The sequence below is a fragment of the Halobacillus shinanisalinarum genome (genome assembly GCF_022919835.1).
GTDB lineage: Bacteria > Bacillota > Bacilli > Bacillales > Halobacillaceae > Halobacillus_A > Halobacillus_A shinanisalinarum.
This window is the reverse complement of record NZ_CP095074.1, coordinates 2,832,352-2,855,322: the sequence shown is the minus strand read 5'-3', so window position 1 is coordinate 2,855,322 and position 22,971 is coordinate 2,832,352. Positions and strand designations below refer to the sequence as shown.

Below are 22,971 nucleotides of genomic sequence, written 5' to 3'. Positions count from 1 at the left end.
TTACCATCATGATGTTCTAACAAGAAAAAGGCTACAAAATTCCGAGTGAGTTTGCAACCTTGTCCTGCCTATTCCCCCGCATTTTTGATCACGGGCTCGATAGGGTTGATTGGTATATCTTCCTCGCTATCCACCGGTTTTTTTGACCAAAATGTTGCCAAAATCGGTCCAGATATATTGTGCCATACGGCTGCGATGACACTAGGTAACGCGGCTAACGGACCAAAGTGTGCAGCAGCCAAGGCTACACCAAGCCCAGAATTTTGCATCCCAACTTCTATTGAAATAGCGCGCCGTTTGCTTTCATCTAACTTCATAAGCAATGCGACCACATATCCGAGTAGAAGCCCTAATAGATTATGAATCATAACAGCTGAGAAAATAAGCGGTCCTGACGCAGCAATGCTCTCAACGTTTGCCGATACAACTGCGGATACGATAACAATGATGGCAATTACTGAGATAAGCGGAATTGCCGAACTGCTTTTATCAACGACTGTCGGGAGTATCTTCCTAATAATAATACCGAGCGTTATTGGAATAATGATGACTTGAACGATCGAAATAAACATGGAAATTGGATCTACAGGTAACCACTGTCCAGCCAGCGCCAATAAAATCAGTGGCGTGGCAATAGGGGCAAGCAATGTAGAAAAGGACGTCATCGCCACTGATAGAGCGAGGTTCCCTCTGGCTAAGTAAACCATTACATTAGAGGCGGTTCCACCAGGTACTGAACCTAATAACACTAACCCTGCAGCGAGTTCATTTGACAGATTCAGTGCAAATGCAATCGCGAGTGCTATTAGCGGCATAATTAAGAATTGGGCGAACACTCCAATGATTACAGGCAGCGGTTTGCTTATGACTAACTTAAAATCCACTGGTTTAAGTGTAAGCCCCATTCCAAACATTACAACCCCTAAAAGAATGGTGATGTAACTATTTAGAAAGAGAAAAGGTTCCGGTACAAAGTAGGCTACAACAGCCACACCAATAACCCAAAAGGCAAAATACTTTCCTGCTAAGCTGCTGATTGCTTCTAGAAGTTTCATAAGCTGTTCCTTTTTTGATGAACGAGCTTGTAAGGATTAAGAATCTCTCTTTGGTCTAGGGCTAGCTTGATTTTCTCCATTACTTGTAACGCTTGTCCATGTTCTTTGTGTTGATATTTCATTTTTCCAAACCCTACCCCATGTTCACCTGTACAGGTACCGCCACGTTGTAAAGCATATTCAACAATTTGCTCATTCAACTGTTCCGCTTTTTTCACTTCTTCTGGATCATCCATATCCATCATGAGCAGGATGTGATAGTTTCCATCACCTACATGACCGAGAATTCCCCCATTAAGGTTTAATTCATTCACCTGCTCTCTGGCGTGTTTAATCGCACCGGCCAATTCCGAAATCGGCACACAAACATCTGTAACCATCAACTTTTTACCTGGATTTCCATGTACATAAGCATAGGCAAGATTGTGTCTCGCTTCCCATAAGCGATTTCTTGCTGCATTATCATCCTCAAAATAAATGGCTTCACAGTGGTGATCCTTTACAATTTCTTTAGTAAATTCTACGTCATGGTTCAGCCCTGGTTCATTACCGTGAAATTCTAAAAATAAAGTAGGTTGTTCTTTGTAATTCGTTTCACTAAACAGGTTGGCTTGCTTCATCGACGGTTCGTCCACAAGCTCCACTCTAGCAATTGGTACACCTGCCTGCAAAATGGAGACGACAGCTTCAACTGCATCATCCACGCTTCTAAACGAGGCCCTTGCTGCAACAACATGCTCAGGAATCCCGTAAACCTTTAACGTTAATTCTGTAATACAGCCTAACGTCCCCTCTGAACCTACAAAAAGACTATTTAAGTTGTAGCCTGACGATGACTTTTGTGCCAAGTTACCTGTATGGATTACTTCCCCTTCAGCAAGAACGACTTCTAAATCACGTACTTGATCACGCATAACACCGTATCTGACAGACGTCGTCCCACTAGCGTTAGTAGCAGCCATACCACCTAGCGTAGCATCTGCACCTGGATCAACCGAGAAGAAAAGCCCATATTTCTTGAGTTCCTTATTCAACTGTGACCGCGTGACGCCTGGTTGAACTTTAACTAAAAAATCCTTTTCCCTAACCTCTAACACTTTGCTCATCTGGGAAAAGTCGATCGTAATTCCATGTTGATATGGAATAACATGACCCTCTAAACTGGTTCCAAGTCCATAGGGAACGACCGGTGTCTTATACGCATTTGCCACTTTAACAACTGCGCTCACTTCGTCGGTACTCTCTGGAAAAACGACCAAATCCGGAGAACTGGCTTTATGATAAGATTCATCATGACTATGTTGTTCAATCTGTGTTTCATTTTTCGTTACTTGGTGGTCTTGCAAGAATCTTCTTAATTCTTCATATAAGTTGCTCTCTGTTAAGTTCATATGTAAATCTCCTTCTATCAAGATGAGCTAAAGCTATTAACTACAATTATACTAAATAATCAGTCAATTATAAAGAAAGCTAGTAACATTTTATCCACTACTCTTAGAGAATGAACCATTACATCGATATAGGAATGCTCGACTTTTTTAGTAAAATCCTCTTTTTCCAGAGATCCTTAGCTCTCCCCTTTTCCCATTGAATACCCTGCAAACAAACGCCCTCCATATTTTTCTAGCACGCTGTCTGCAACAGCTATCACTTGCCTTTTATCCCCCATCCTATAAAATGTGTCGAAGGCTTCCACTATTCGGTCAGCAAACTTATCATCGTATTGCCTCAACGCGCGTATCGCCCATTTTGAATGCCCGACCCATTGTTGATTTGTTCTTAAGTAGAATTCAATGATTAGTTCCGCTAACACTGGGGCAATGAATAAATCCTCTTCTCGTTTAGTGCTACCCAAGAAATCATCTAAGGCATCAGTTAAAAAATAACGCTTTACCTCAATCGTTTCCTTAGTCCATGCTTCAGGACCCTTCACCAAAAGCTGCTCCGCTTCTTTTTTAACAGCAGAAATAAAGGGGTGCTCTTTTACTATGGTTCCTTCTGCCACCATCCTCGGCAAAGATGGTCTGCCGCGGTCTACATCACTCTTAAAAAATTCCTTATAGGAACTCAAATTATGTACAAACAATTCGATCGGCCATCCTTGATCAACAAGTGATTCTCGATAAGAGTTCTTGCAGCCTTCCTCAAAAATAACCATATCTAAATCTGATGTTGCTGTTTCTTCCCCGCGCACAACACTCCCGGAAAGTAATGCTCCTGTACAGTTAGGGAAGTATTTCTTAGTAAACTGTTTCGCTGATTCTATTGGATGTGGTCGTTGCTTCATCTTCCTTCCCCCTCCTTTCTAGGAAAGCTTTCATATCGGGAAGCAGTGTTGGATCACTCCAATGCACATAATGCCCTCCCCTCACTTTCCTGTATTCAATAGGGAGTGCTTTCCTCTTCAGCTTACGGATATTTTTGTATGTAATTTTACGTTCTTTTTCATTTATATTTTCAAAAGAACCATAGGCCAGATAAGTTGGCACGGTAACTTTCTTTAGAAGTTTTAGGATATTCAAGTTATAGAAACCGAACATTAGCTGAAGTCCTTCCGCTGTGAGGCTGCTAGGTTGTTTCAGAGCTGTCCTTACATAAGAGGTATCCTTGATCAACACTTGATCGCAAAATTGACTTACTTTCATTTCAAAATCCTCATCCGCATTTCCACCTGAGAATAGCGGTTCAAGTCTTTTCAAAAAGGTGCGCCCAAATAGTTGAACGAATCGATTCATTAATGGAAAAGCAAACGCAAATACCCCATATTCAGAGGTTGGGATTCTGGGAAAGGATTTGTGTCCTTGATCCAGCAGGAGAAGCTTTTTCACTCGTTCGGGGAAGTGAACAGCAAAAGCCAAAGTTAATGCCCCGCCAAGTGAATGTCCCACCAGATTGGTTACCTTGATCCCTTCCTGGTCGAGGTAGTCAGCAAGCCACTTGGCCATATCGAGTGAAGTGCAGCGACCTGCGTGCTTCTTCCCTCTTCCAAAACCAGGCAAGTCTATCATATGTATTTCATAATCGTCTTGGAGATATTCCGCTATATTCATTCCCTCGTTCCCAGTAAATCCACCTGCAGGAAGAAAAACTAACGGTTCTCCCTGTCCAACCTTTTCAACGTGGTAAGCCGGCATAGATTTAAGCACCTCCATATACGTTTCTAGGGTCCTCCGTTTTACATGAAATAGTCTACATTCTTGAAGGAGAGCCCACCAACTAAGGAATCTACCCCCAATAGGTACAACTAGTTCCGGGGTGCCCACAACATCACAGACACTCCTATTAAACATATTACCGCGCCAATCCAATCATATGCATCTGGTGTTTTTTTATCAATTAGCCATCCCCAAAGGAGGGATAATATAATAAAAACTCCTCCATAGGCTGCGTACACCCTTCCAAAAGAAGGAAAGGTTTGAAACGTAGCGATCACTCCATACATAACTAGGGAAAATCCGCCAACTATCCCCCAATAAAAAGGTTTACCCTCCCTAAGCCAAAGCCAAATGAGATACCCACCGCCAATTTCAGCTAGTCCAGCTAAAAGGAACAGTATAACCACCATGAACATTCTAAACTCCACCTCTTTTATTTACAGCAGACGTAATTCCTTAAACAACCAATAGTAACCTTTTATTCCTTTTCAAAAATAAACACCCACATAAACGTTAGCGCTTGCTGAAGTTCGACGGGTAAACCAGACAAGTCTTCCTTCTCCACCTCACGTTTGTACACACCATGTCCGTCTTTAAGTTTCCAGCCTGTTTCCCCAGCCATTTGTTCAAGCTCCCATGGCATCATTGTGTTGCAAATTACCTTTTCTCCATAAACGCGACGATAACTATTCATTCTAGGCTTCGCAGTTGGACCTAATACCCCGATACAAAGCTTCCCTCCTGGTTTAAGTACGCGTTTCATTTCCTCCAGCCCCTTGAAGGGTACTTCTGTCCACTCAAGGCTGTTCACAGCCATAATTGCATCAAAGCTCTCTTTTTCAAAAGGAAGATTGACGAGATCGCCTTGAATGAACTTCAGATTGTCTTTCTCAAGACGGGACTTAGCCCGCTTTATCATATCCTCGGAAATATCAAGTCCTGTCACGGTATATCCTGCCTTTTCAAGCTTGTAGGACCCGTATCCATCGCCACATCCTAAGTCAGCTACTTTACTACCTGCTTCCACATGGTTTTGTAAAAAAGGAATAATTGTTTTCCTACTGCCCTCATCCCACATATTCTTACTGTTGGCATTCCAAAATTCTGCTCGTCCATCCCATTGTTTCTCTGCTTCCTGATGCCAATTAAATGAATTCATTCGTGTTTGCCTCCTATGGTTTGCGTGCCTTGATTATAAAAGTTGCCGGAATCATACGCGCTTTATATAAAGAGTAATAACGCTCAGAGTATTCTTCCTTTTCCTCATGACTATCCACTTCCCCTTCTATGATTCTCTCAATCTGAAAGCCTGTCTGGATGAGTTCGTTTATGTACGTACTAAGTTTTCTTTTTGGCAAAATAGCTGCCGCTTCTTCTCCCTTAAAGCTTTCGATCAAACGATCCTCCTTTGCCTCGTAAGGGTTCGCAACGACAAGCCTGCCATCTTCTGCATTCACTACAGGATAAAAGGGATGCTCCCAGCTAAAGATCAAGCTTCCCCCTGCTTTCAGGTAAGAAAAAATCAATTGGAGAGTCTGTTTTAAATCCACCGTCCAACCAAGCGCATAGATTGAATATACAACATCAAAATGATCTGTGGGAATTATACCCGCTTCTTCCATTGGAGCACAACGAAGCTTAACCTTATCATCCTTCAATGTCTGTTTTGCTGTATCAATTTGTGCCTGTGATAGATCAACCCCCAGAGCTCACTCGCACCTTGCTCACTCATACTTTTTAACGAATGGCCGCTGCCACACCCTATATCGAGAACACACGTCCCTTCCACTACATCAAAAAGCTGAAGCTCTTCTTCTGTTTGAACGAACGGTCCATAGTTCGGTAGTGCATCGATTCCATTGTAGTGATGTGCAACCGTATTCCAGCAAGTTCGGTTCATGTCAATTGCTTGTTTTTCATTCAATATAGTCACTTCCTTCTTCTTTCACATAACTCCCTCGTATTAGTAATTCTACATGTCTGAATCTATTCCTCTTTGATCGTTAAACTTCCCCTTCTTTATTCCCATTCGTCAAAAAAACTATTGCGCGGTTCTACAATCTTCGTTATGATAAAAACACAAGATAAGCTAACGAAATATTAAAACAACACTATATATTGTATTAGCGAAGAGAAGATGCCACTAGGCTTAATAGGGAATCCGGTGTAAGTCCGGAACTGCCCCCGCAACTGTTATCGCTCTAGAAACGGATAATCCACTGTGCCTGCGTGCATGGGAAGGACCGGAGTAGAAATGAGCGTTAAGTCAGGAGACCTGTCTTTCTACGCACGAAAGTTTCTACTTCTTCGGGGATTGAGAAGATGAAGCGATGGAATGAACAGGCGTTTTCAGTTGCTCTTTTGGGACGTGCACGCCTTCGTTTCATGGTTTCATCCGCTCAATTTTAATGAGCGGATTTTTTTATGGCTAATTATTCAGACAGCGTGATTGTGATGTGGCGTACCCTTTTTCATCAGGGATTCTCACATGACCTTTTTCAAAAGCTGTTTTAAAGGAGTGATTTGATGGAGATGGTACATACATTAGATTGGCAAGATTGGTTGGAACGTCAGAAGGGAAATTTCCTGTCGCTTGATGTGCAGCGATTGTTGGACAAGCTACCTTCGATGAATCTGGGCCAGATGGGGCACGAGGAGCAGGCGAAGGCATTGATCTTGGAGTGTTTGGCGGAGATTAGTGAGACAGAGCCGGATTGGACGTTTCTCGCGGCGAGGATGCAGCTTGAGATGATGTATGAGGCGTCGAACCGTAACCGCGGGATGAGCGAGCCTTATATGGGGTTGCATCATTTGATTGAGTTGTTAATGGACGAGGAAATTTATAGTACAAATCTACTTACTTCTTATTCGAAACAGGAAATCGAGGAGCTAGAAGCGGCGATTGTGCCTGGTCGTGATCATTTGTTTACTTATATTGGCTTAAAGACGCTTGGAGATCGTTATTTGGCAAGGTCAAAAGCTGGTAATATGTTTGAGCTTCCTCAGGAGCGGTTTATGATCATTGCGATGACGTTAATGGCACAGGAGGATCGTTCAAAACGGTTAGATTTGGTAAAAGAATCTTATTGGGCCTTGAGTCATCTCTATATGACAGTGGCAACGCCAACCCTGGCTAATGCAGGGAAACGTTATGGTCAGCTGAGCTCATGCTTTATTGATACCGTCGACGACAGCCTGCAGTCGATTTATGATACGAACACGGACGTTGCAAATTTGAGTAAGCATGGTGGCGGGATTGGTGTTTATCTAGGGAAAATTCGCAGCCGCGGTAGTGATATTCGTGGCTTTAAAGGTGTTTCCTCTGGGGTACTGCCGTGGATGAAGCAGCTTAACAATACAGCTGTCAGTGTGGACCAGCTCGGTCAGCGGCAAGGTGCGGTTGCCGTCTACCTTGATGTTTGGCACAAGGATATTTTTCCGTTTCTCGACAGTCGGTTGAATAATGGTGATGAACGGCAGCGGACACATGACTTGTTTACGGGAGTCTCGATTCCGGATGTGTTTATGGAAGCTGTTGAGAAGCGTGAAGACTGGTATTTATTCGATCCGCATGAGGTCCGCTCCGTAATGGGCTTTTCTCTTGAGGATTATTTTGACGAAACACGTGGGGATGGCTCGTTTCGACAGCGTTATTACGCTTGTGTTGATAACCCTGATTTGTCAAAAGAAACCGTGCCCGCGATCGATGTTATTAAGCGGATCATGATTGGCCAGCTTGAAACGGGAACACCGTACATGTTTTACCGTGATGAGGTTAATCGCATGAATCCGAACAGTCATAAAGGGATGGTGTATTGCAGTAATTTGTGTACAGAAATTACCCAAAATCAAAGTCCTACTGTCCAGGAAGAACAATATGTTGAGGATGGCAAGATCATTACTGTTCAAGAACCAGGTGAGTTCGTTGTTTGTAACTTATCGAGTGTGAACTTAGGGCGCGCGGTTCCAGCTGGAGTTCTTGCAAGGCTGATTCCGATCCAAGTCCGGATGCTTGATAATGTCATTGATCAAAATTCAATTCCAGTGAAGCAGGCACAACTGACGAATCAATCCTACCGCGGCATCGGCCTTGGTACGTTTGGCTGGGCTCACTTACTTGCTCAGAAAAAAATCGCCTGGGAATCAGATGAAGCAGTTGACTATACGAAGGAAGTGTATGAGGGAATTGCTTACTATTCCATCCTTGCCAGCAGTCAACTTGCCCGTGAAAAAGGCAGTTATCCATTATTTGAAGGGTCGGACTGGGATACAGGAGCATTTTTTGTTAAACGGTCGTTTGATCAAGATAGTAGTTGGAACTGGGAGCAGCTACAACGTGACGTGGCCGAGAGGGGAATGCGTAATGGATACTTAATGGCTGTGGCTCCGAACTCCAGTACCTCAATCATTGCCGGTAGCACAGCAAGCATTGATCCGATTTTCAAAAAGTTTTATTCCGAGGAGAAAAAGGATTATAAGATTCCTGTGACGGCCCCTGATTTAAGCACAGAAACGTATTGGTATTATAAATCAGCATACGATATTGATCAGCATACAAGCATAAAGCAAAATGCCGTGCGCCAGAGATATGTGGATCAGTCGATATCATTTAATATCTATGTTCGTAATTCGATTAAAGCTAAAGAACTGCTTGCTATACATTTAGATGCCTGGAGACAGGGATTGAAGACGACTTACTATACGCGCTCCACCTCTAGTCAAGGGGAATATGACGATTGTGAGAGCTGCTCATCCTAAAGGAGGTTGATGGAATTGGATACTGCCATTCATAAGCGGAAGCTTGTCGATCGTGAAGCACCAAATGCTTCAACAGGAATTGTTAACGGCCGAAGCTCAAACGTACTCAATTGGGACGATACCCGTTATTCTTGGGCTTACCCCATGTACAAACGAATGCTCTCGAACTTTTGGATTCCGAATGAAATTAATATGAGCAATGATTTAAAACAGTGGCCTCAGTTAACGGAGCAAGAACAGGCTTCTTTTAAAAAGATTATTGGTTTGCTTGCGTTCCTTGACTCAATCCAAACTGATTATGCCGGGAAGATTACGGACTATCTAACTGACTCGAGTTTGTCGGCACTCATGCAAGTGCTGGCTTTTCAGGAAGTTGTCCATAATCAATCCTACTCTTATGTGCTATCGACGCTCGTTGATCAAAGTGAGCAGGAACGTATTTTTGAATATTGGAAACATGATGAGGTATTGGTTGAGCGGAACGAATTTATAACTGGCGGCTACCAAGCTTTCTCTGATGAGCCTACATTAGAGAGTTTTCTAAAATCACTGGTATATGATGTCGTACTTGAGGGATTGTTCTTCTATGCGGGTTTTGCGTTCTTCTACAATTTGGCACGCAATCAGAAGATGGTATCGACGAGTACAATGATTAACTACATTAATCGTGATGAACAGATTCATGTCAATTTGTTTACGCGAATCTTCAAGGAAACGTTGACTGAAAATCCAGAGCTTGATCGTAACGAGTATGAGCAATTTGTGACGGAGACGTTTGCTGAAGCGGCGGAGCTTGAAATTAAGTGGGCCCATCATATTATTGGCGATCGCTTCCCAGGAATTCCGATTGGCGACCTTGAAGATTACATCCGGTTTATGGCCAACAATCGGTGCAGCCAAATGGGTGCTGAAAAGCCATTTCCCGGCTATCAAGAGAATCCGCTCAAGTGGATTCGTGCCTATCAAGAAGTCGACGAAGGGAAATCAGACTTCTTCGAACAGAAATCAAGACAATACACCAAAGTATCAGAAGACAACGGCTTTGATGACCTATAAATGGAATATTAACCCACCTCAGGTCATCCATAATTTGGATGACCTGAGGTGGGTTTTATTTACGAACTTACCATTTTTCCTCCATTTACATGGATCACTTGACCAGTGACGTAGCATGAATCATCAGAGGATAAATATACATAGGCTGGGGCGAGCTCAAACGGCTGCCCTGCCTTTTTCATCGGAGTGTCCGCACCAAACTTTTCAACATCCTGCCTGGAAAAACTCGCTGGAATAAGCGGTGTCCAAATCGGCCCAGGCGCAACAGCATTCACTCGAATGCCTTTGTCCGCAACATTTTGTGACAAGGCACTGGTGAAGCCTACAATAGCTCCTTTAGTAGCTGTGTAATCAATGAGTTGTTTGTTGCCTTCATAAGCCACAACAGACGTCGTATTGATAATTGCATCTCCTTCATTTAAATGTGGCAGTGCAGCTTTTGCTAAGTAAAAGAAGGAGTAAATATTGGTTTTAAATGTGTCGTCAAATTGTTCATTTGTAATATTAGTTAAACTTGCCTGCGGAAATTGAACACCATGATTATTGACAAGAATATTTAACTTGCCAAAGCTTTCAATCGTTTGATTGATAACACTTTCACAATGTTTCGGTTCCCTAAGATCACCCGTTATGAGAAGACACTTGCGTCCAAGTTCTTCAATCCGTTTTTTTGTTCGGAATGCATCCTCATTTTCATACTCATAAAAGTACGGAATAACCAGATCTGCTCCTTCTTTCGCATAGGCAATCGCGACAGATGCACCAATTCCGCTATCTCCTCCCGTAATAATGGCCACTTTATTTTTTAATTTTTCACTGCCCTTATAATCGGGGTTTTCAATAATTGGCTTTGGATCCATAGCAGTTTCAATCCCAGGCTGTTGGTCTTGATGTTGGGGTTTGAAGGTCAATGGCTGTTGTTTAGTCTCGGTGATTTTCTTGTAGTAAGGGTATTTAGGGTACATCATTATTCCCTCCAGTAAAAAGTATCCTTTTAATTTCCCCTAAAAATCAATTATTTACCCCTTCTAATTTCCAACTATGTAAAATCAATAGGGAATCCTGTGTTAAACTAAGTCATATAGGAATCCATATATTTTTCATTATATAAAAACCTTAATGAGAGGGGTGTCGTCTATTCTATGAGGTGGGACAAGTTGATTAGCAAAGAGCAAACAGAGGATATTCCACAACTGCCAAATGATAAGCAAACTGAACCAACTATTAATGAATTAGTTGAAGAATGGATTCACGTGTACGGCCATGATCTCAAATGGCTCGCCTACTCATATGTGAAGGACCACTCCTTAGCTGAAGACCTAACCCAGGAAGCGTTCATTAAAGCCTACCAAAAATATTCAACGTTTAAGCAACAATCTAGTGTTAAAACGTGGCTTTATAAAATAACGATAAACTTATGTAAGGATCATCTTAAGAGTTCCTACATTAAAAGAGTGATCAAGAAAAGTACAGAAGTTTTCCGTAGTATCCCTTCCCCACACGCCACACCAGAGGAGTATCTAGTCAACAAAAGTGAGGATGAAGAGCTTCTTGAACAGATTCTTAAATTGGATAACAAGTATAGAGAAATGATTATCTTATATTATTTTGAGGAATTTGATGTGAAAGATATAGCCCATGTGTTAAAAGTCAGTCCGAACACAGTTAAAACGAGACTAAGGCGGGCACGTCAGCTTTTGCAAGAACAGCTGACCTCAGAAGGAGGTTCACAAGATGAATGATTTACTAGATCATCGATTAAAGAAAATGGATCATAATATGAAATATCAGAAGGTTCCCATGAGAAAACCCGATATTGAGAATATGGTACATCAAGTCACTCATCAGCCGACGAAAAGGCCAGTGAAAAAATGGATGAAGTTCACCTTCCCCATGCCTGCTGTAGCTGCCATCGCTTTCCTCTGCTTCCAGGTAACCAACCAACCTTCCGAAACAGCTATGCATAAGGCTGTTCCGCTCTCAGAGCGATCCTTAGTCACTGAGCATAAAGCGCAGCAACCTATCGAGTCAAGCACAAATGTCCAATCCATTCAACAAACAAGTGGTACGGAAATCTCTGAACAGAAACAGAGATCCACAATGGTTCGCCAGACTTACGTCATGTTTGATGACCACATGTTCGTGCAAACAGGAAAGCGCGTAACAGAGACAGAGCTTAGCAAAGTCATTGGCACAGTGAAAACAAGTACAGCGCAAGAACAACAAAGAAATAATGCCTTTTTCCCTGAAGCAGATATTTACAGCATTAAAGGGGCGGATGCCTCCAATAAAATTGCCATTCAAAGCAGGCGAAGTACAGGTATCGGGTCAAGCTCAATCAGCCAACAAGGCTATTTCATCTTCGAAAAAAAAGAACCCTTACCAGCCGCCCAATAAACCCATTAACTTCCACCTCAGGTCATCCAAAATTTGGATGACCTGAGGTGGAAGTTTTTCTCTATGACTTTTCTATAAGATTGTGATCAGCCAAATAGGCTTTAAGGTTATCTAATGAAGCATAAATATCTCCTTTAATTTTAGGATTATAGAAAACGGCTGCAGGGTGATACATTGGAAAAATGCTAAACGATTTATAGGAAAGCCGATATTCTTCATTCCGAAGCTCCTTGATAGGTGTTTCGATCACCTGACCAAGGACGTCTGCCAGCTTATCTCCTCGACCTGTTAAACGTTCGTAAGCAACTCCACCTAAGGTAATAATGAGCGAAGGTGATAGTTTTTCAAGCTGATAATCTAAGATAGGCGCATGTGCTAAGACTTCCTTTTTATTAGGTTTACGATTAGCTTTACGCTCCCCACCTTTATTCGTTTTCACCCACTTATACGGTCGGCTCCGCACAGCACTCGTAATATAGATGTCTTCTCTTTTAAGTCCCACATAGGCTAGTTGCTTATCAAGTTCATCACCTGCTCTTCCGATAAAAGGTTCCCCTTTTACCGCTTCATTCTCCCCAGGTGCTTCACCCACGATCACGACCTCTGCATTCTCATTGCCTTGTCCAAGTACAAACCCTTCAACATGATAGGGCTCCATTTTCTCTCTAGCCTTATCCAGCAGCCAATCCGGAAGTTCCATGCATTCCACCTCCCTACTAGCCTTTCCATTTTCCTCCACCTCAGGTCATCCAAAAACTGGATGACCTGAGGTGGAATTGATTGGGTAATTGGAATTAGCGGTCCCCTTTCACAGGAAAAAGAAAGGGGTAAAAGCTCATTAAAGCGACAAGCTCGTTGTAATTAACAGTTAACGGCAGCGAGTTTGCTTAACTAAGTTGAAAGACCGCGTATGTCGTTACAAAATAACACAAGACAATTAGAATCGAAGGCATCATATAACTCCATGTTGATCTTACTTTTCGACGGGTTATGCTATAAATGATGAATAGCATGAACACAACCGAGACCCCACCTGTAATTAAGTTTGCAGAGCTCGATTCCTTTAACAAATTTCCTTGCAGATAAATGATATCCGTAAAAGCTAAAATCATTAGATTAAATGCATTACTTCCTATTAAAGAACTAACACCTAAATTAAAGTTTCTAAGCTTTAATGCAACGCCTACACTCACCGCATCAGGCAAAGATGTACTAATTGCCACAAGGAAAGATCCTACAAACGAAGCGCCAAGTCCTGTAATCACAGCAAGTCTCTCTGCAGCAACTGTTAAAATAGTACCCATGATCATAATTCCAACCGCAGCTAAAACAAAGCGATTCAACACCTGTTTATACGTGTAGTCTGTGTACTTGCTATTTTCCATTTTTGCTTTTCGACCCTGGTAATTTGTCCGGCGATTTATCCACCTTGTTCCAATAAAATAGAGCAACGTCATTATGATCGTTGTATAACTTATATGATAAAAATGGGCAGGAAGAGTTAGTATTAATCCCACCATTACAATAAGCGTCATAGCAACAACAAGCCAACCATACAGCTTACTCTCACGTGTTGTATGATCCATGATTTGATGACGTCGGTAAACAAGATCAAATATAGCCAGACCCATTAAGTTAAATAAATTACTGCCAATTAAATTCCCTACTGCAAGATCAGGAGAATCTATGGCAATAGCTGTTATACTTGAAGTTAACTCAGGCAGGGAAACAGCTACGCCAATGATCACTCCCATAAAGGCGGAGGAAAACTGACTTTTCTCCTTTACAGCATCACCAAACACAGATAACCTTGAAGCTATAAAAAATGTTGCCGCACCTGACAACAAAAATAATAATATGATTAATAAACTGTTCATCGATGTGTCTCCTATAGAGATTGTCCTGTTATGTAAGGGTTCCCTACATTAATCTCACTCAAACTAAGTAAATGATGCCAGCAAAACAGTAATTTGTTTCTATATAAACTTGAAAAAAATGACACAAGAGCAGTATGATTATAATAGGGAGGGCCGTTTATGACACTGATTCAAACCTTATTTATAGTTGCTTTTATCATTAGTTTATTCATAGTAATTAAAAGAGCAAAAAAATACAAACAACGTACCGGTACTTACGGGCCTTTCAAAATGTACCTTTCTTCCATATGCCTTTACATGGTAGCTGTCGTTAATTTTATTGTCCTCAGCTTCGAGTTGCTAGGCATAGGAAGCTGGATGTTAACAATCACCTTACTCGTGCTTGGTGCTTATTTCACCAAGTACTTAAGTGATGAGGACAAGAAAAGGTATGTATCATGAACCTCGTATATTGGATTTTTATCCTGCTTGTCGTTATAGCCACCTTTTACATTATTTTTAAAAAACTTACCCAGCAAAGTTACATCATTATTTTCGTGACTGGTATTTTATACATTGTGATTCTGGCAATTTCCTTTCTCTATAATTAAAAATAGACAGGCCGACTTTCGCCGGACCTGTCTATTTTTTAATTTCCTCGTGTTGTTTCCTTTCGCTGCTTGTTCACGGCTTCACGTATATGGTAAAGCTCAGCATACATAGCTGCCAAAAATACGCCAATAATGCTTAAAAACATGGATAATATGAAAACAGATCCATCAAGATCAAAGCCAAGAACAGCACTAAATCCTACAATCGCCCCAATAATGATGCCCCAACCTGTAAATATTAATATCTTTTGAAGTGTCACCGAATAAAACAATCTAACTCACCTCTCTACAAATGTCCTCTACTACATTTATACCCAAGTTTCAGGTGAACAACACATTTATAATTTGTATAAACCTTCCACCTCAGGTCATCCATAAATTGGATGACCTGAGGTGGAAGAAATTAGATAAAGCAAAAAGGCTGCCTCTTACAGGAGCACAGCCTTTTTGAGTCTTTCTTATTAGTTTTCTTATTGTTGTTTAGATTGTTTACGAATGAACACTCCAGCTGCACCAACTAGTGCAAGGATGGAAGCAAAGATCCATAGGTCACTGTTTGCGGCTGTACCACCCATACCTGTTTTCGGCATGTCAGATGGCATATTCTCCATAGCAAATTTGTCTGGGAATTGGCTAACTATTCCTCCCGAAAGAGCTTTAGAAGCGCCAAACATGTGAGCATAAGAATCTCTTAAAGTCGTATAAGTTTTTTCATAATCTTCTGCGGCATACTGATCAAAAGTATCGAACAGATAATCAGCATGCTTTTGTAGACTTGGAGCTAGTTTTTCAGCGCTTACCTCACCACCTGTAGCCTCTTCAAGGAACATTGCAAAATTATCTCTATAATCTTCCAATTCCTTCATCGCTTCTTTTTGCTTCTCTTTGTCTTCATTAGCTGTTGCTTCTACGTAAGAGACAAAATCATCAATGTGATCAGACCAAATTTGATTAAATTTATTTCCAGCTTCTTCTCCATAAATAGAAGTAATAGCTTTAGTTAGGTCATCTGTATTATTCGCTAAGGACTGTGCAGATGCTTTAAAATCTTTAGATCCATCTAGACCATTCTGCATCGCCATCGTAGCAAGACCAACATGTTCACTTAACAAATGGTTTAAGTTGGAACGAAGGTCGGCAGCTGGCGTAACAGCTTTCGTATTGTTAAATTTATCTGGGAATTGATTTACAATGGCCTTAGACATTCCTTTACTTACACCGTACATGTGATCAATAGCTTGACGCTCTTTAGCATAAGCCTCATCATAATTACCTGCAACATACGCATCAAATGCTCCGATTAGCTGATTAACATGCATTTGCAGACCCTCAGCCATTCCTTCAGCTTTCACTGCACCATCTGTTGCTGTTGAAATGAATTGAGAGAAGTCTTTCCGGTAATCATCAAGCTCATCTAGAGCCATCTGCTTAGCTTCTTCATCTCCACTGCCCGTTGCTTTCACATAATCAACGAAATAGCCAATGTGCTCGCTCCACATATCTTGGAATTTCTGTCCCGCTTCATCACCATAAACAGAAGCGATCGCTGCAGATAGATCTTCCGTGTTGGCTGCTAAAGCATTTGCTGAAGCTTCAAAGTCGGCAGCTCCTTCTGCTCCTTTTCTCATTGTTTCAACAGCTAGGTACGCATGCTCACTAAACAATTTATCTAAGCTTGCTCGAAGTTCTACAGCTTCCGTTTCAACCGTTGGCATATTGTGCTCTTCAGCATTTACAACATCAAGTGACGTAGGTAGTAACAGTGATACACTTAAAGGTACGGCAAAAAGTGCTTTTTTCATATCCATCTTAAAAATCTCCCCTTCTTGTTTTGTTTATTCACCTAGCTATCGAACCCAAATTACATTTGGATCACTTTTCCCCTAAAAAATATCAAAAAAATTGCAGACAGTTGTGAAAAACTGTCTGCATAGTCTAAAAATCGATTATAATTCTGCTTGTAAGATCACTTCACCTTGTGGTGCCTGGCTTGTAGCATCAGGTTCCCTTGAGATCGCTACAGCATTCCAGTCCGTACCTTCAGGAAGTTGATCCATTGCATAAGCTACTGCACCTTGACCATTTTCATTTGCTACAAATGTTCCAGCACGATGTGGTGTTTCTCCTTCAATCAACCACACTTGATACACTTCTTCTCCTTCTAATTGCTCGAGGGACTCAGCCTGCAATGTAAGAAGGCCGCCATGCTCTTGTTGAATCATAGAGGCAGTTGCCTGAGCATTCGTTGTACCTTGCAGTTGTACTTTAGTTGTAACTTGGTCCGTACTTTGAGTAGGATCTCCCGGCCCTTCCACCGGACCTTGAGTAGCCGTTTCGTCTTCATTCATCACAGCATATAAATTCCCAGCTAATGACAGTATCAAAGCCGCGGCTAATCCTCTCAAAATCCACGGTTTTTTAGTTTTTCGAGGTTGTAACCCTTGTTCAGAGCGATCTTTTCGTGGTTCATAGGCTACTACAGATGAATCTTCCTGACCCTCCGCTTGCTCTGACCTTTTATCGTCTGTGTCATTCAATTCTCCCGCAAAAACAGCATCTAACACACGATCTTTCATACCTTCTGGAGGGTTGACGGGCTCTGAAGCGAACGCTAAATCTTCAGTAAGTGCACGAAGCTCAGCCAACTCTTCTTGGCAATCGTCACACGTTTCCAGATGCTTCTCGAATTCTCTCTCTTCAACATCTGACAGCTGATTATTGAAAAAATCAATCACTTTCTCGCATTCGTTACGCATCATTAACGCCCCCTTTCCCGTTTGTTAAATGTGTTTTTAGATGCTTTAATGCCAGTCTAATCCTGCCTTTGACAGTACCAAGTGGAAGATCACACTGATTAGCAATTTCCTGTTGACTTAATCCTTTAAAATAAAATAGATCCACCATTTGTTTTTGTTCATTAGATAATTCTTTTACTGCTTTCCTTATCTTATCACCTTGTTCTTTCCACTCCACTATATCCTCAGTGGAATCCCCAACTTGTTCCGGGAGGTCCGTTTCCTCTTCCAAAGCAACCGTCTGATTTTTATTTTTACGAATAATATCAATGGCTGTGTATCTTGTGATGGTTACGATCCACGAAGAGAACTTCCCCTTCGTTTCATCATATGTTGCTTTGTTCGTCCATAGCTTAATGAATACCTCTTGCAATACCTCTTCTGCTAATGTCTGATCCCCAGATAACTTAATGACAAATGAATAAAGCAGCTTCTCATATTTATCGTATATTGATTCAAGTGCTTTCTTATCGCCATCCATCATCTGGTGATAGAGCCCTAAGTCTTTATTGCTCATAGCACACTCCTTTATGGTGGATAAAGCTATCATAGCATATCAGCAATATAATTTTCTTCTATGGGAGTATGCTATATAGCTATCGAAAAAAATCACCTTCTGGATCACTTTTTTAAAAAATTCCTTTTATGGAAGCCCTGTCATGTAGGGTTCAAGCCCTCTTCCACCTTATTTTCTACTGTATACACGTTTAATGACTTGGGAAAAGGGAAAATAAAAAGTTTATTTATATTATTAATGGTGTGTGTTCAAAAAGTTGACGAATGAGAACTTCGACAAAGATCGTCACCTTTGTGACAAAGTCGACACAAGCACGTTCCTTGCGCATCGCAAGAAGTTCGAGGGGCCAACGTTTTGAAGACCACAGCGTATACCTTTCATACGTGAGAACCGGAAAACCGAGCAACGAAGAAATTCGTCGTTGATCATTTGGTGACTTTTTGAACATTCTCTTATAGCAAAACAAAAAGCAGGGGATTAGCCCTGCTTACCCTGCTTGATCAATCTCACCTTTTTTCAACTCTCTTCTCAATACTTTTCCACTGATCTGAGTTTTCGGCAATTCCTGTATGACCTCGATTTCACGAGGGGCCGAGTGGGCAGCCAGCCGACCTCGTACAAATAACCGAATTTCCTCCAAAAGTTCTTCGCCTTCCTTATAACCCGTGTTCAACGCAATGAAAGCCTTGACGATTTCGCCACGGACTGAATCTGGCTTGCCGATTACTCCAGCTTCCTTCACGGCAGGATGTTCAAGGAGTTTGCTTTCGACTTCAAACGGACCAATCCGTTCGCCCGCAGAATTAATCATGTCGTCACTTCTACCTTGGAAAAACACGTACCCTTCTTCGTCTAAATAAGCGAGGTCACCAGCTATATACCACTCTTCTCCATAAGGAAAGTAAGAATTAAATTTTTGTTCATTCTTCCATACTTCCTTCATAATGGACGGCCAAGAAGCGCGGATAGCCAGATGACCCGTTTCGAATGGCGGCAGTTCTTCTCCCCCCTCATCTAAGACTGCGACTTCTATGCCTGGGATCGGGCGCCCCATGGATCCTGGTTTAATGGGACGCGTTGGCAGATTTGCTACTAATTGAGCACCTGTCTCTGTCATCCACCAGGTATCATGAATCCTTAGGTTTAATGCTTCCACTCCCCAATGAATGACTTCAGGATTTAACGGCTCGCCCACACTAAGAATGTGTCTTAATGAGGAAAGGTCATATTTTTCTAATGTCTTATCCCCTGACGCCTTTAGCATGCGAAAGGCAGTCGGTGCACTGTACCATACGGTCACTTGCGCTTTCTCAAGAACTTGATACCATGCCTCTGCCGAGAAACGGCCACCGTGAATAACTGTTGTTACTCCATTTAGTAATGGGGCAAACACTCCATACACTGTGCCTGTCACCCAGCCTGGATGGGCCGTGCACCAGTAGACATCATCGTCCTTCAAATCAAGGACCCAACGACCTGTTTGATATTGCTGGATCATGTTTCGATGGGCATGGATAATTCCCTTTGGTTTTCCTGTAGAGCCACTCGTATAATGAATATTCAAGCCATCCTCAAGATCTACCCAGACTGTTTCGAACTCATCATCCGCCTTCTCCGCTTCCTTTGTGATCGAAATGTCAGCCTCCCCTGCTTCTTTATCCGTTGTAAAAACCGTCTTCAAACTCGGAATCTCTTCACGATGGACACGAGATAGAAAGCTGGAGTCAGCTATTAAAAACTCTCCTTCGCAATCATTAATCCTATCGCGAACAGCTTCTTCCATAAAGGCTTCAAATAACGGCCCTACAACAGCACCAACATTAATCGCAGCAAGCATCGCAATGTAGCAATGTGGGTGCTTCGGTAAGAAAACAAATACAAAGTCGCCTTTCTTAACACCGGACGCCGTCAACACATGGCTCCAGCGATTCACTTCCTGCTGAAGCTCTCTATAGGTTAACGACCAATTCTCCGTTTCGGAAATATAATGGAGGGCTGTCTTCTCACCCTTTCCATTAAGTACATGCCGGTCTACAGCTTCATAGGTCATATTTACTTTCCCTGTTTGATACCAGCTAAATATTGGGTGGACGCGTTCCCATGAGAAGGGTTCGCCTTCCATCCATTCTTCAGAAATATTATGACTCCCACGTTTTGGTGGAAGAATTACATCTGCCATGTTTACGATCCTCCTTAAACTCTAGTGAAATCTAGCTCCTGTAGAATATCCTCTTTGAGATTAGCTAAATAGGTGTCACCTCGTCTACGCGGCTTAGGTGTGTCGATCGAAATTTCGGACTGAATCCCGCCCGGCTGTCCTCTCATAATGACAATGCGGTCACATAGATAGAGTGCTTCATCGATATCATGCGTAACTAGCAGTGTCGTCGTATGATGCTTTTCAAAGATTGATAGAAGCAAATCTTGGAGCTGCATCTTCGTAAACGCATCAAGTGCACTCAACGGCTCATCCAGCAATAAAATTTCCGGACGATTCAATAAAGAACGGGCAATAGCTACACGTTGGGCCATTCCGCCTGATAAATCCTTAGGATAATGGTTCTCGAACCCCTCAAGACCGACCGTTTGGATTAAGTCCAAAGCTTGCTCCCTACTCTGTTTTTTCGCCACACCAAAGGTGATATTCTCCCAAACTGAAAGCCATGGCATCAGCCTCGGCTCTTGAAACATCATTCCAAAAGCACGCTCAGGGTCACTCACATTTGTTTCAATATGCCCTTTATAATTTAAATCTAGCCCAGAAAGCACGCGTAAAAGTGTACTTTTTCCACAGCCGCTCGTTCCTAGAACACCGACAACCTCGCCTTCGGTTAGCCGTATGTTGACGTTTTTGAAGCCAGCTTTTCCGTTCTGGAAAACACGTGAAACTTGATCAACTGCCAGCATGATTTCTCCTCCAATCTATGACGCATTTTCAATACTGTCTTGCCATCTCAATGTTCTCATTTGAATTTGCTTCAAAATCTCGTCGGATACCTTCCCGAAGATCGCAAACAACACGATACTACCAATGACAAGCTCCGGGGAGGAGGTGTTTTGACCAAACACCATTAAATAGCCAAGACCTTGACTTGCACCCAGCAATTCGGCTGCAACGACAAACATCCAGCCGAGACTAAGGCCGCTTCGTACCCCTACTAAAAAGGAAGGCAGTGCAGCAGGAAAGATGATTTTGCGGATTTGCTGCAGAGTTGTAAAATGATACATACGACCCACTTCGATTAACTTACGATCCACCCCTTGAATACCAGAGGTCAAATTTAAATAAATCGGAAAGAATACCCCTACAGCTACCAGCGTGATTTTAGAGGCTTCCCCGATACCGATCCATAAAACAAACAGCGGCACCCAGGCTAATGATGGGATCGCCCTCAGTGCCTGCAACATTGGATCGAGAACCTTTTCAACGATTCTAATATAACCAGTTGCAGCCCCTAAAATGGTAGCTGCGACCATTCCTAGTAAAAACCCCGCAAATACGCGGTATAACGTAATTGATATGTGTCCCCATAGTTCTCCATCCTGTGCCATGCCTACTACTTCCTCAAAAACCACAGAGGGAGCAGGAAGCAAATAGGGAGCCACCCAGCCATTCCTTGAAGCAACCTCCCAAATGATAATGAGAACGATAGGGAGGTGACTTCCTACAAATAAATTAGACGTGAACGGATTAAAGTTTGTTTTTCCGCGACTTTCAACTGAAGGTCTGACGGCTGTTTCTGATTGACTTGACACCTCTTCACTCCTCCCTATACTCCATTATTGGATTACTTCTTTTGCAAAACTTGGGTTAACAAGTTCTTTCGTTAGTTCTTCTATCTTCACGTCTTGATCAATGATTTCTACTTCTTTCAACACCTTCCCAGCGCCTTTAACCGTTTCTTTTAAGGGTTCTCCCGGAATAGGGTCGGAGAAATCATTGCGTTCCATTTCTTTTTTGGCTACAGCTAAATCAATATTGGCTTCTTCTGCTAATATTTTTGCCGCTTCCTCAGGATTTTCAATCGTCCATTTTCTTGCCTTTTCATAAGCTTCAATTACCGTTTTCACAACTTCAGGATGCTTTTCGGCGTAGTCAGAGCGTACGTTTAACGATCCATAAGTGTTGAATGTGGGCTCACGGTAAAATAATTTCGCATCAGATTCGAGTTCAAGTCTCGCCATGTGTGGATCAAGTCCAGCCCAGGCATCAACATTGCCTGCAGACAATGCTGATGCACCGTCTGCATGCTGCAAGTTTACGAGTTCAATATCATCTGGTGACATCCCGTGTTCTTTTAACGCTCGAACTAAGAAAATATAAGGGTCTGTTCCTAACGTGGCTGCAACCTTTTTCCCTTTTAAATCCTCAACAGAAGAAATATTAGAATCAGCATTCGTAACAAGTGCCGTCCACTCGGGCTTAGAGTATAAGTACACTGACTCAACCGGTGAACCATTTGCCTTTGCCATAAGTGCCGCCGCTCCTGCTGAGGAACTGAAGTCCACACTACTTGAGTTTAGGAATTCGAGTGCCTTATTACTTCCTTGACTTAAAACGAATTCGACATCAATACCTTCTTCCTTCAATGCTTCTTCAGCCCATCCCTTTTCCTTCAAAACGAGACTTGTCGGGGAGTAGTAGGCATAATCAAGCGTCACTTTATCAGGTTTTCCGCTTTCACCTTCAGCGTTATTCGAACAACCTATTAAGGTGATAGTCAGTAACAATGCTAAGGTGGGTAATATATATTTAGTTTTCATCTACTGG

At 42.1% G+C, this 22,971-nt stretch carries 22 protein-coding genes, 1 pseudogene and 1 riboswitch; of the genes and pseudogenes, 5 read left to right on the top strand and 18 right to left on the bottom strand.

Annotated features, from left to right (window positions below; all coding sequences use genetic code 11):
- Window positions 1–68 precede the first annotated feature (68 nt).
- The 7 genes and pseudogenes from MUO14_RS14345 to MUO14_RS14315 all read right to left on the bottom strand — a co-directional run bounded on the left by MUO14_RS14345 (window position 69) and on the right by MUO14_RS14315 (window position 6,134).
- A complete protein-coding gene (locus MUO14_RS14345; RefSeq protein ID WP_244751330.1) occupies window positions 69–1,055 on the bottom strand; it encodes a bile acid:sodium symporter family protein in 987 nt (328 codons plus the stop codon).
- Window positions 1,052–2,446: an FAD-binding oxidoreductase gene (locus MUO14_RS14340; protein WP_244751329.1), complete on the bottom strand. Its 1,395-nt coding sequence runs from the start codon at window positions 2,444–2,446 to the stop codon at window positions 1,052–1,054. The genes MUO14_RS14345 and MUO14_RS14340 overlap by 4 nt, the downstream gene beginning before the upstream one ends.
- 176 nt (window positions 2,447–2,622) lie before the next feature.
- Window positions 2,623–3,342, bottom strand: coding sequence for a nucleotidyltransferase domain-containing protein (locus MUO14_RS14335; RefSeq protein WP_244751328.1), 720 nt, complete (start codon window positions 3,340–3,342; stop codon window positions 2,623–2,625).
- Window positions 3,296–4,189 carry an alpha/beta fold hydrolase gene (locus MUO14_RS14330; RefSeq protein WP_244751327.1) on the bottom strand — a complete coding sequence of 298 codons (894 nt, stop codon included), beginning with the start codon at window positions 4,187–4,189 and terminating at the stop codon, window positions 3,296–3,298. The genes MUO14_RS14335 and MUO14_RS14330 overlap by 47 nt, the downstream gene beginning before the upstream one ends.
- Before the next feature lie 110 nt (window positions 4,190–4,299).
- Window positions 4,300–4,626, bottom strand: a complete 327-nt coding sequence (locus tag MUO14_RS14325) for a YnfA family protein (RefSeq protein WP_244751326.1) — start codon at window positions 4,624–4,626, stop codon at window positions 4,300–4,302.
- Window positions 4,627–4,688: 62 nt separating this feature from the next.
- Window positions 4,689–5,369: a class I SAM-dependent methyltransferase gene (locus MUO14_RS14320; RefSeq protein ID WP_244751325.1), complete on the bottom strand. Its 681-nt coding sequence runs from the start codon at window positions 5,367–5,369 to the stop codon at window positions 4,689–4,691.
- Window positions 5,370–5,382: 13 nt separating this feature from the next.
- A pseudogene (locus MUO14_RS14315) lies at window positions 5,383–6,134 on the bottom strand (class I SAM-dependent methyltransferase).
- Between the two features lie 193 nt (window positions 6,135–6,327).
- Window positions 6,328–6,507: riboswitch (cobalamin riboswitch) on the top strand.
- Between the two features lie 229 nt (window positions 6,508–6,736).
- Here MUO14_RS14315 and MUO14_RS14310 point away from each other — a divergent pair.
- Both MUO14_RS14310 and MUO14_RS14305 read left to right on the top strand, forming a co-directional pair.
- Window positions 6,737–8,968 carry a ribonucleoside-diphosphate reductase subunit alpha gene (locus tag MUO14_RS14310; protein ID WP_396265611.1) on the top strand — a complete coding sequence of 744 codons (2,232 nt, stop codon included), beginning with the start codon at window positions 6,737–6,739 and terminating at the stop codon, window positions 8,966–8,968.
- A 15-nt stretch (window positions 8,969–8,983) separates the two neighbouring features.
- Window positions 8,984–10,024, top strand: a complete 1,041-nt coding sequence (locus MUO14_RS14305; protein ID WP_396265609.1) for a ribonucleotide-diphosphate reductase subunit beta — start codon at window positions 8,984–8,986, stop codon at window positions 10,022–10,024.
- Between the two features lie 59 nt (window positions 10,025–10,083).
- Here the strand turns inward: MUO14_RS14305 and MUO14_RS14300 are convergent, their stop codons facing one another.
- Entirely contained in the window at window positions 10,084–10,989 is a 906-nt protein-coding gene (locus MUO14_RS14300) for an SDR family oxidoreductase (RefSeq protein WP_244755597.1), read from the bottom strand.
- Between the two features lie 192 nt (window positions 10,990–11,181).
- On the opposite strand from MUO14_RS14300, the gene MUO14_RS14295 reads away from it, so the two are divergent.
- Window positions 11,182–11,766, top strand: a complete 585-nt coding sequence (locus MUO14_RS14295) for a sigma-70 family RNA polymerase sigma factor (protein WP_244751324.1) — start codon at window positions 11,182–11,184, stop codon at window positions 11,764–11,766.
- Window positions 11,759–12,421, top strand: coding sequence for a hypothetical protein (locus tag MUO14_RS14290; protein ID WP_244751323.1), 663 nt, complete (start codon window positions 11,759–11,761; stop codon window positions 12,419–12,421). Before MUO14_RS14295 ends, MUO14_RS14290 begins: the two co-directional genes overlap by 8 nt.
- Window positions 12,422–12,482: 61 nt before the next feature.
- On the opposite strand, the gene MUO14_RS14285 is transcribed toward MUO14_RS14290, so the two are convergent.
- Together MUO14_RS14285 and MUO14_RS14280 are read right to left on the bottom strand one after the other, a co-directional pair.
- The gene (locus MUO14_RS14285) at window positions 12,483–13,121 is read right to left on the bottom strand and encodes a uracil-DNA glycosylase (RefSeq protein WP_244751322.1); all 639 of its coding nucleotides are present in this window, start codon (window positions 13,119–13,121) and stop codon (window positions 12,483–12,485) included.
- Window positions 13,122–13,308: 187 nt separating this feature from the next.
- A complete protein-coding gene (locus MUO14_RS14280; RefSeq protein ID WP_244751321.1) occupies window positions 13,309–14,298 on the bottom strand; it encodes a sodium:calcium antiporter in 990 nt (329 codons plus the stop codon).
- A gap of 159 nt (window positions 14,299–14,457) precedes the next feature.
- Here MUO14_RS14280 and MUO14_RS14275 point away from each other — a divergent pair, with 159 nt between their 5' ends.
- Window positions 14,458–14,739, top strand: coding sequence for a hypothetical protein (locus MUO14_RS14275; protein WP_244751320.1), 282 nt, complete (start codon window positions 14,458–14,460; stop codon window positions 14,737–14,739).
- A gap of 187 nt (window positions 14,740–14,926) precedes the next feature.
- On the opposite strand, the gene MUO14_RS14270 is transcribed toward MUO14_RS14275, so the two are convergent.
- The 8 genes from MUO14_RS14270 to MUO14_RS14235 form a co-directional block, all read right to left on the bottom strand.
- The gene (locus MUO14_RS14270; RefSeq protein ID WP_244751319.1) at window positions 14,927–15,160 is read right to left on the bottom strand and encodes a hypothetical protein; all 234 of its coding nucleotides are present in this window, start codon (window positions 15,158–15,160) and stop codon (window positions 14,927–14,929) included.
- A gap of 198 nt (window positions 15,161–15,358) precedes the next feature.
- A complete protein-coding gene (locus tag MUO14_RS14265; RefSeq protein WP_244751318.1) occupies window positions 15,359–16,696 on the bottom strand; it encodes a copper amine oxidase in 1,338 nt (445 codons plus the stop codon).
- 138 nt (window positions 16,697–16,834) lie between these two features.
- Window positions 16,835–17,644: an anti-sigma factor gene (locus MUO14_RS14260; RefSeq protein WP_244751317.1), complete on the bottom strand. Its 810-nt coding sequence runs from the start codon at window positions 17,642–17,644 to the stop codon at window positions 16,835–16,837.
- Window positions 17,637–18,200, bottom strand: coding sequence for an RNA polymerase sigma factor (locus MUO14_RS14255; RefSeq protein ID WP_244751316.1), 564 nt, complete (start codon window positions 18,198–18,200; stop codon window positions 17,637–17,639). Before MUO14_RS14255 ends, MUO14_RS14260 begins: the two co-directional genes overlap by 8 nt.
- Window positions 18,201–18,687: 487 nt before the next feature.
- Window positions 18,688–20,379 carry an acetate--CoA ligase gene (acsA, locus tag MUO14_RS14250; protein WP_255822121.1) on the bottom strand — a complete coding sequence of 564 codons (1,692 nt, stop codon included), beginning with the start codon at window positions 20,377–20,379 and terminating at the stop codon, window positions 18,688–18,690.
- 14 nt (window positions 20,380–20,393) lie between these two features.
- On the bottom strand, window positions 20,394–21,107 hold the full coding sequence (locus MUO14_RS14245; protein WP_244751315.1) for an ABC transporter ATP-binding protein: 714 nt from the start codon (window positions 21,105–21,107) through the stop codon (window positions 20,394–20,396).
- 15 nt (window positions 21,108–21,122) lie between these two features.
- Window positions 21,123–21,956: an ABC transporter permease gene (locus MUO14_RS14240; protein WP_396265603.1), complete on the bottom strand. Its 834-nt coding sequence runs from the start codon at window positions 21,954–21,956 to the stop codon at window positions 21,123–21,125.
- A 24-nt stretch (window positions 21,957–21,980) separates the two neighbouring features.
- Window positions 21,981–22,964 carry an aliphatic sulfonate ABC transporter substrate-binding protein gene (locus tag MUO14_RS14235; protein WP_244751314.1) on the bottom strand — a complete coding sequence of 328 codons (984 nt, stop codon included), beginning with the start codon at window positions 22,962–22,964 and terminating at the stop codon, window positions 21,981–21,983.
- Window positions 22,965–22,971: the final 7 nt, after the last annotated feature.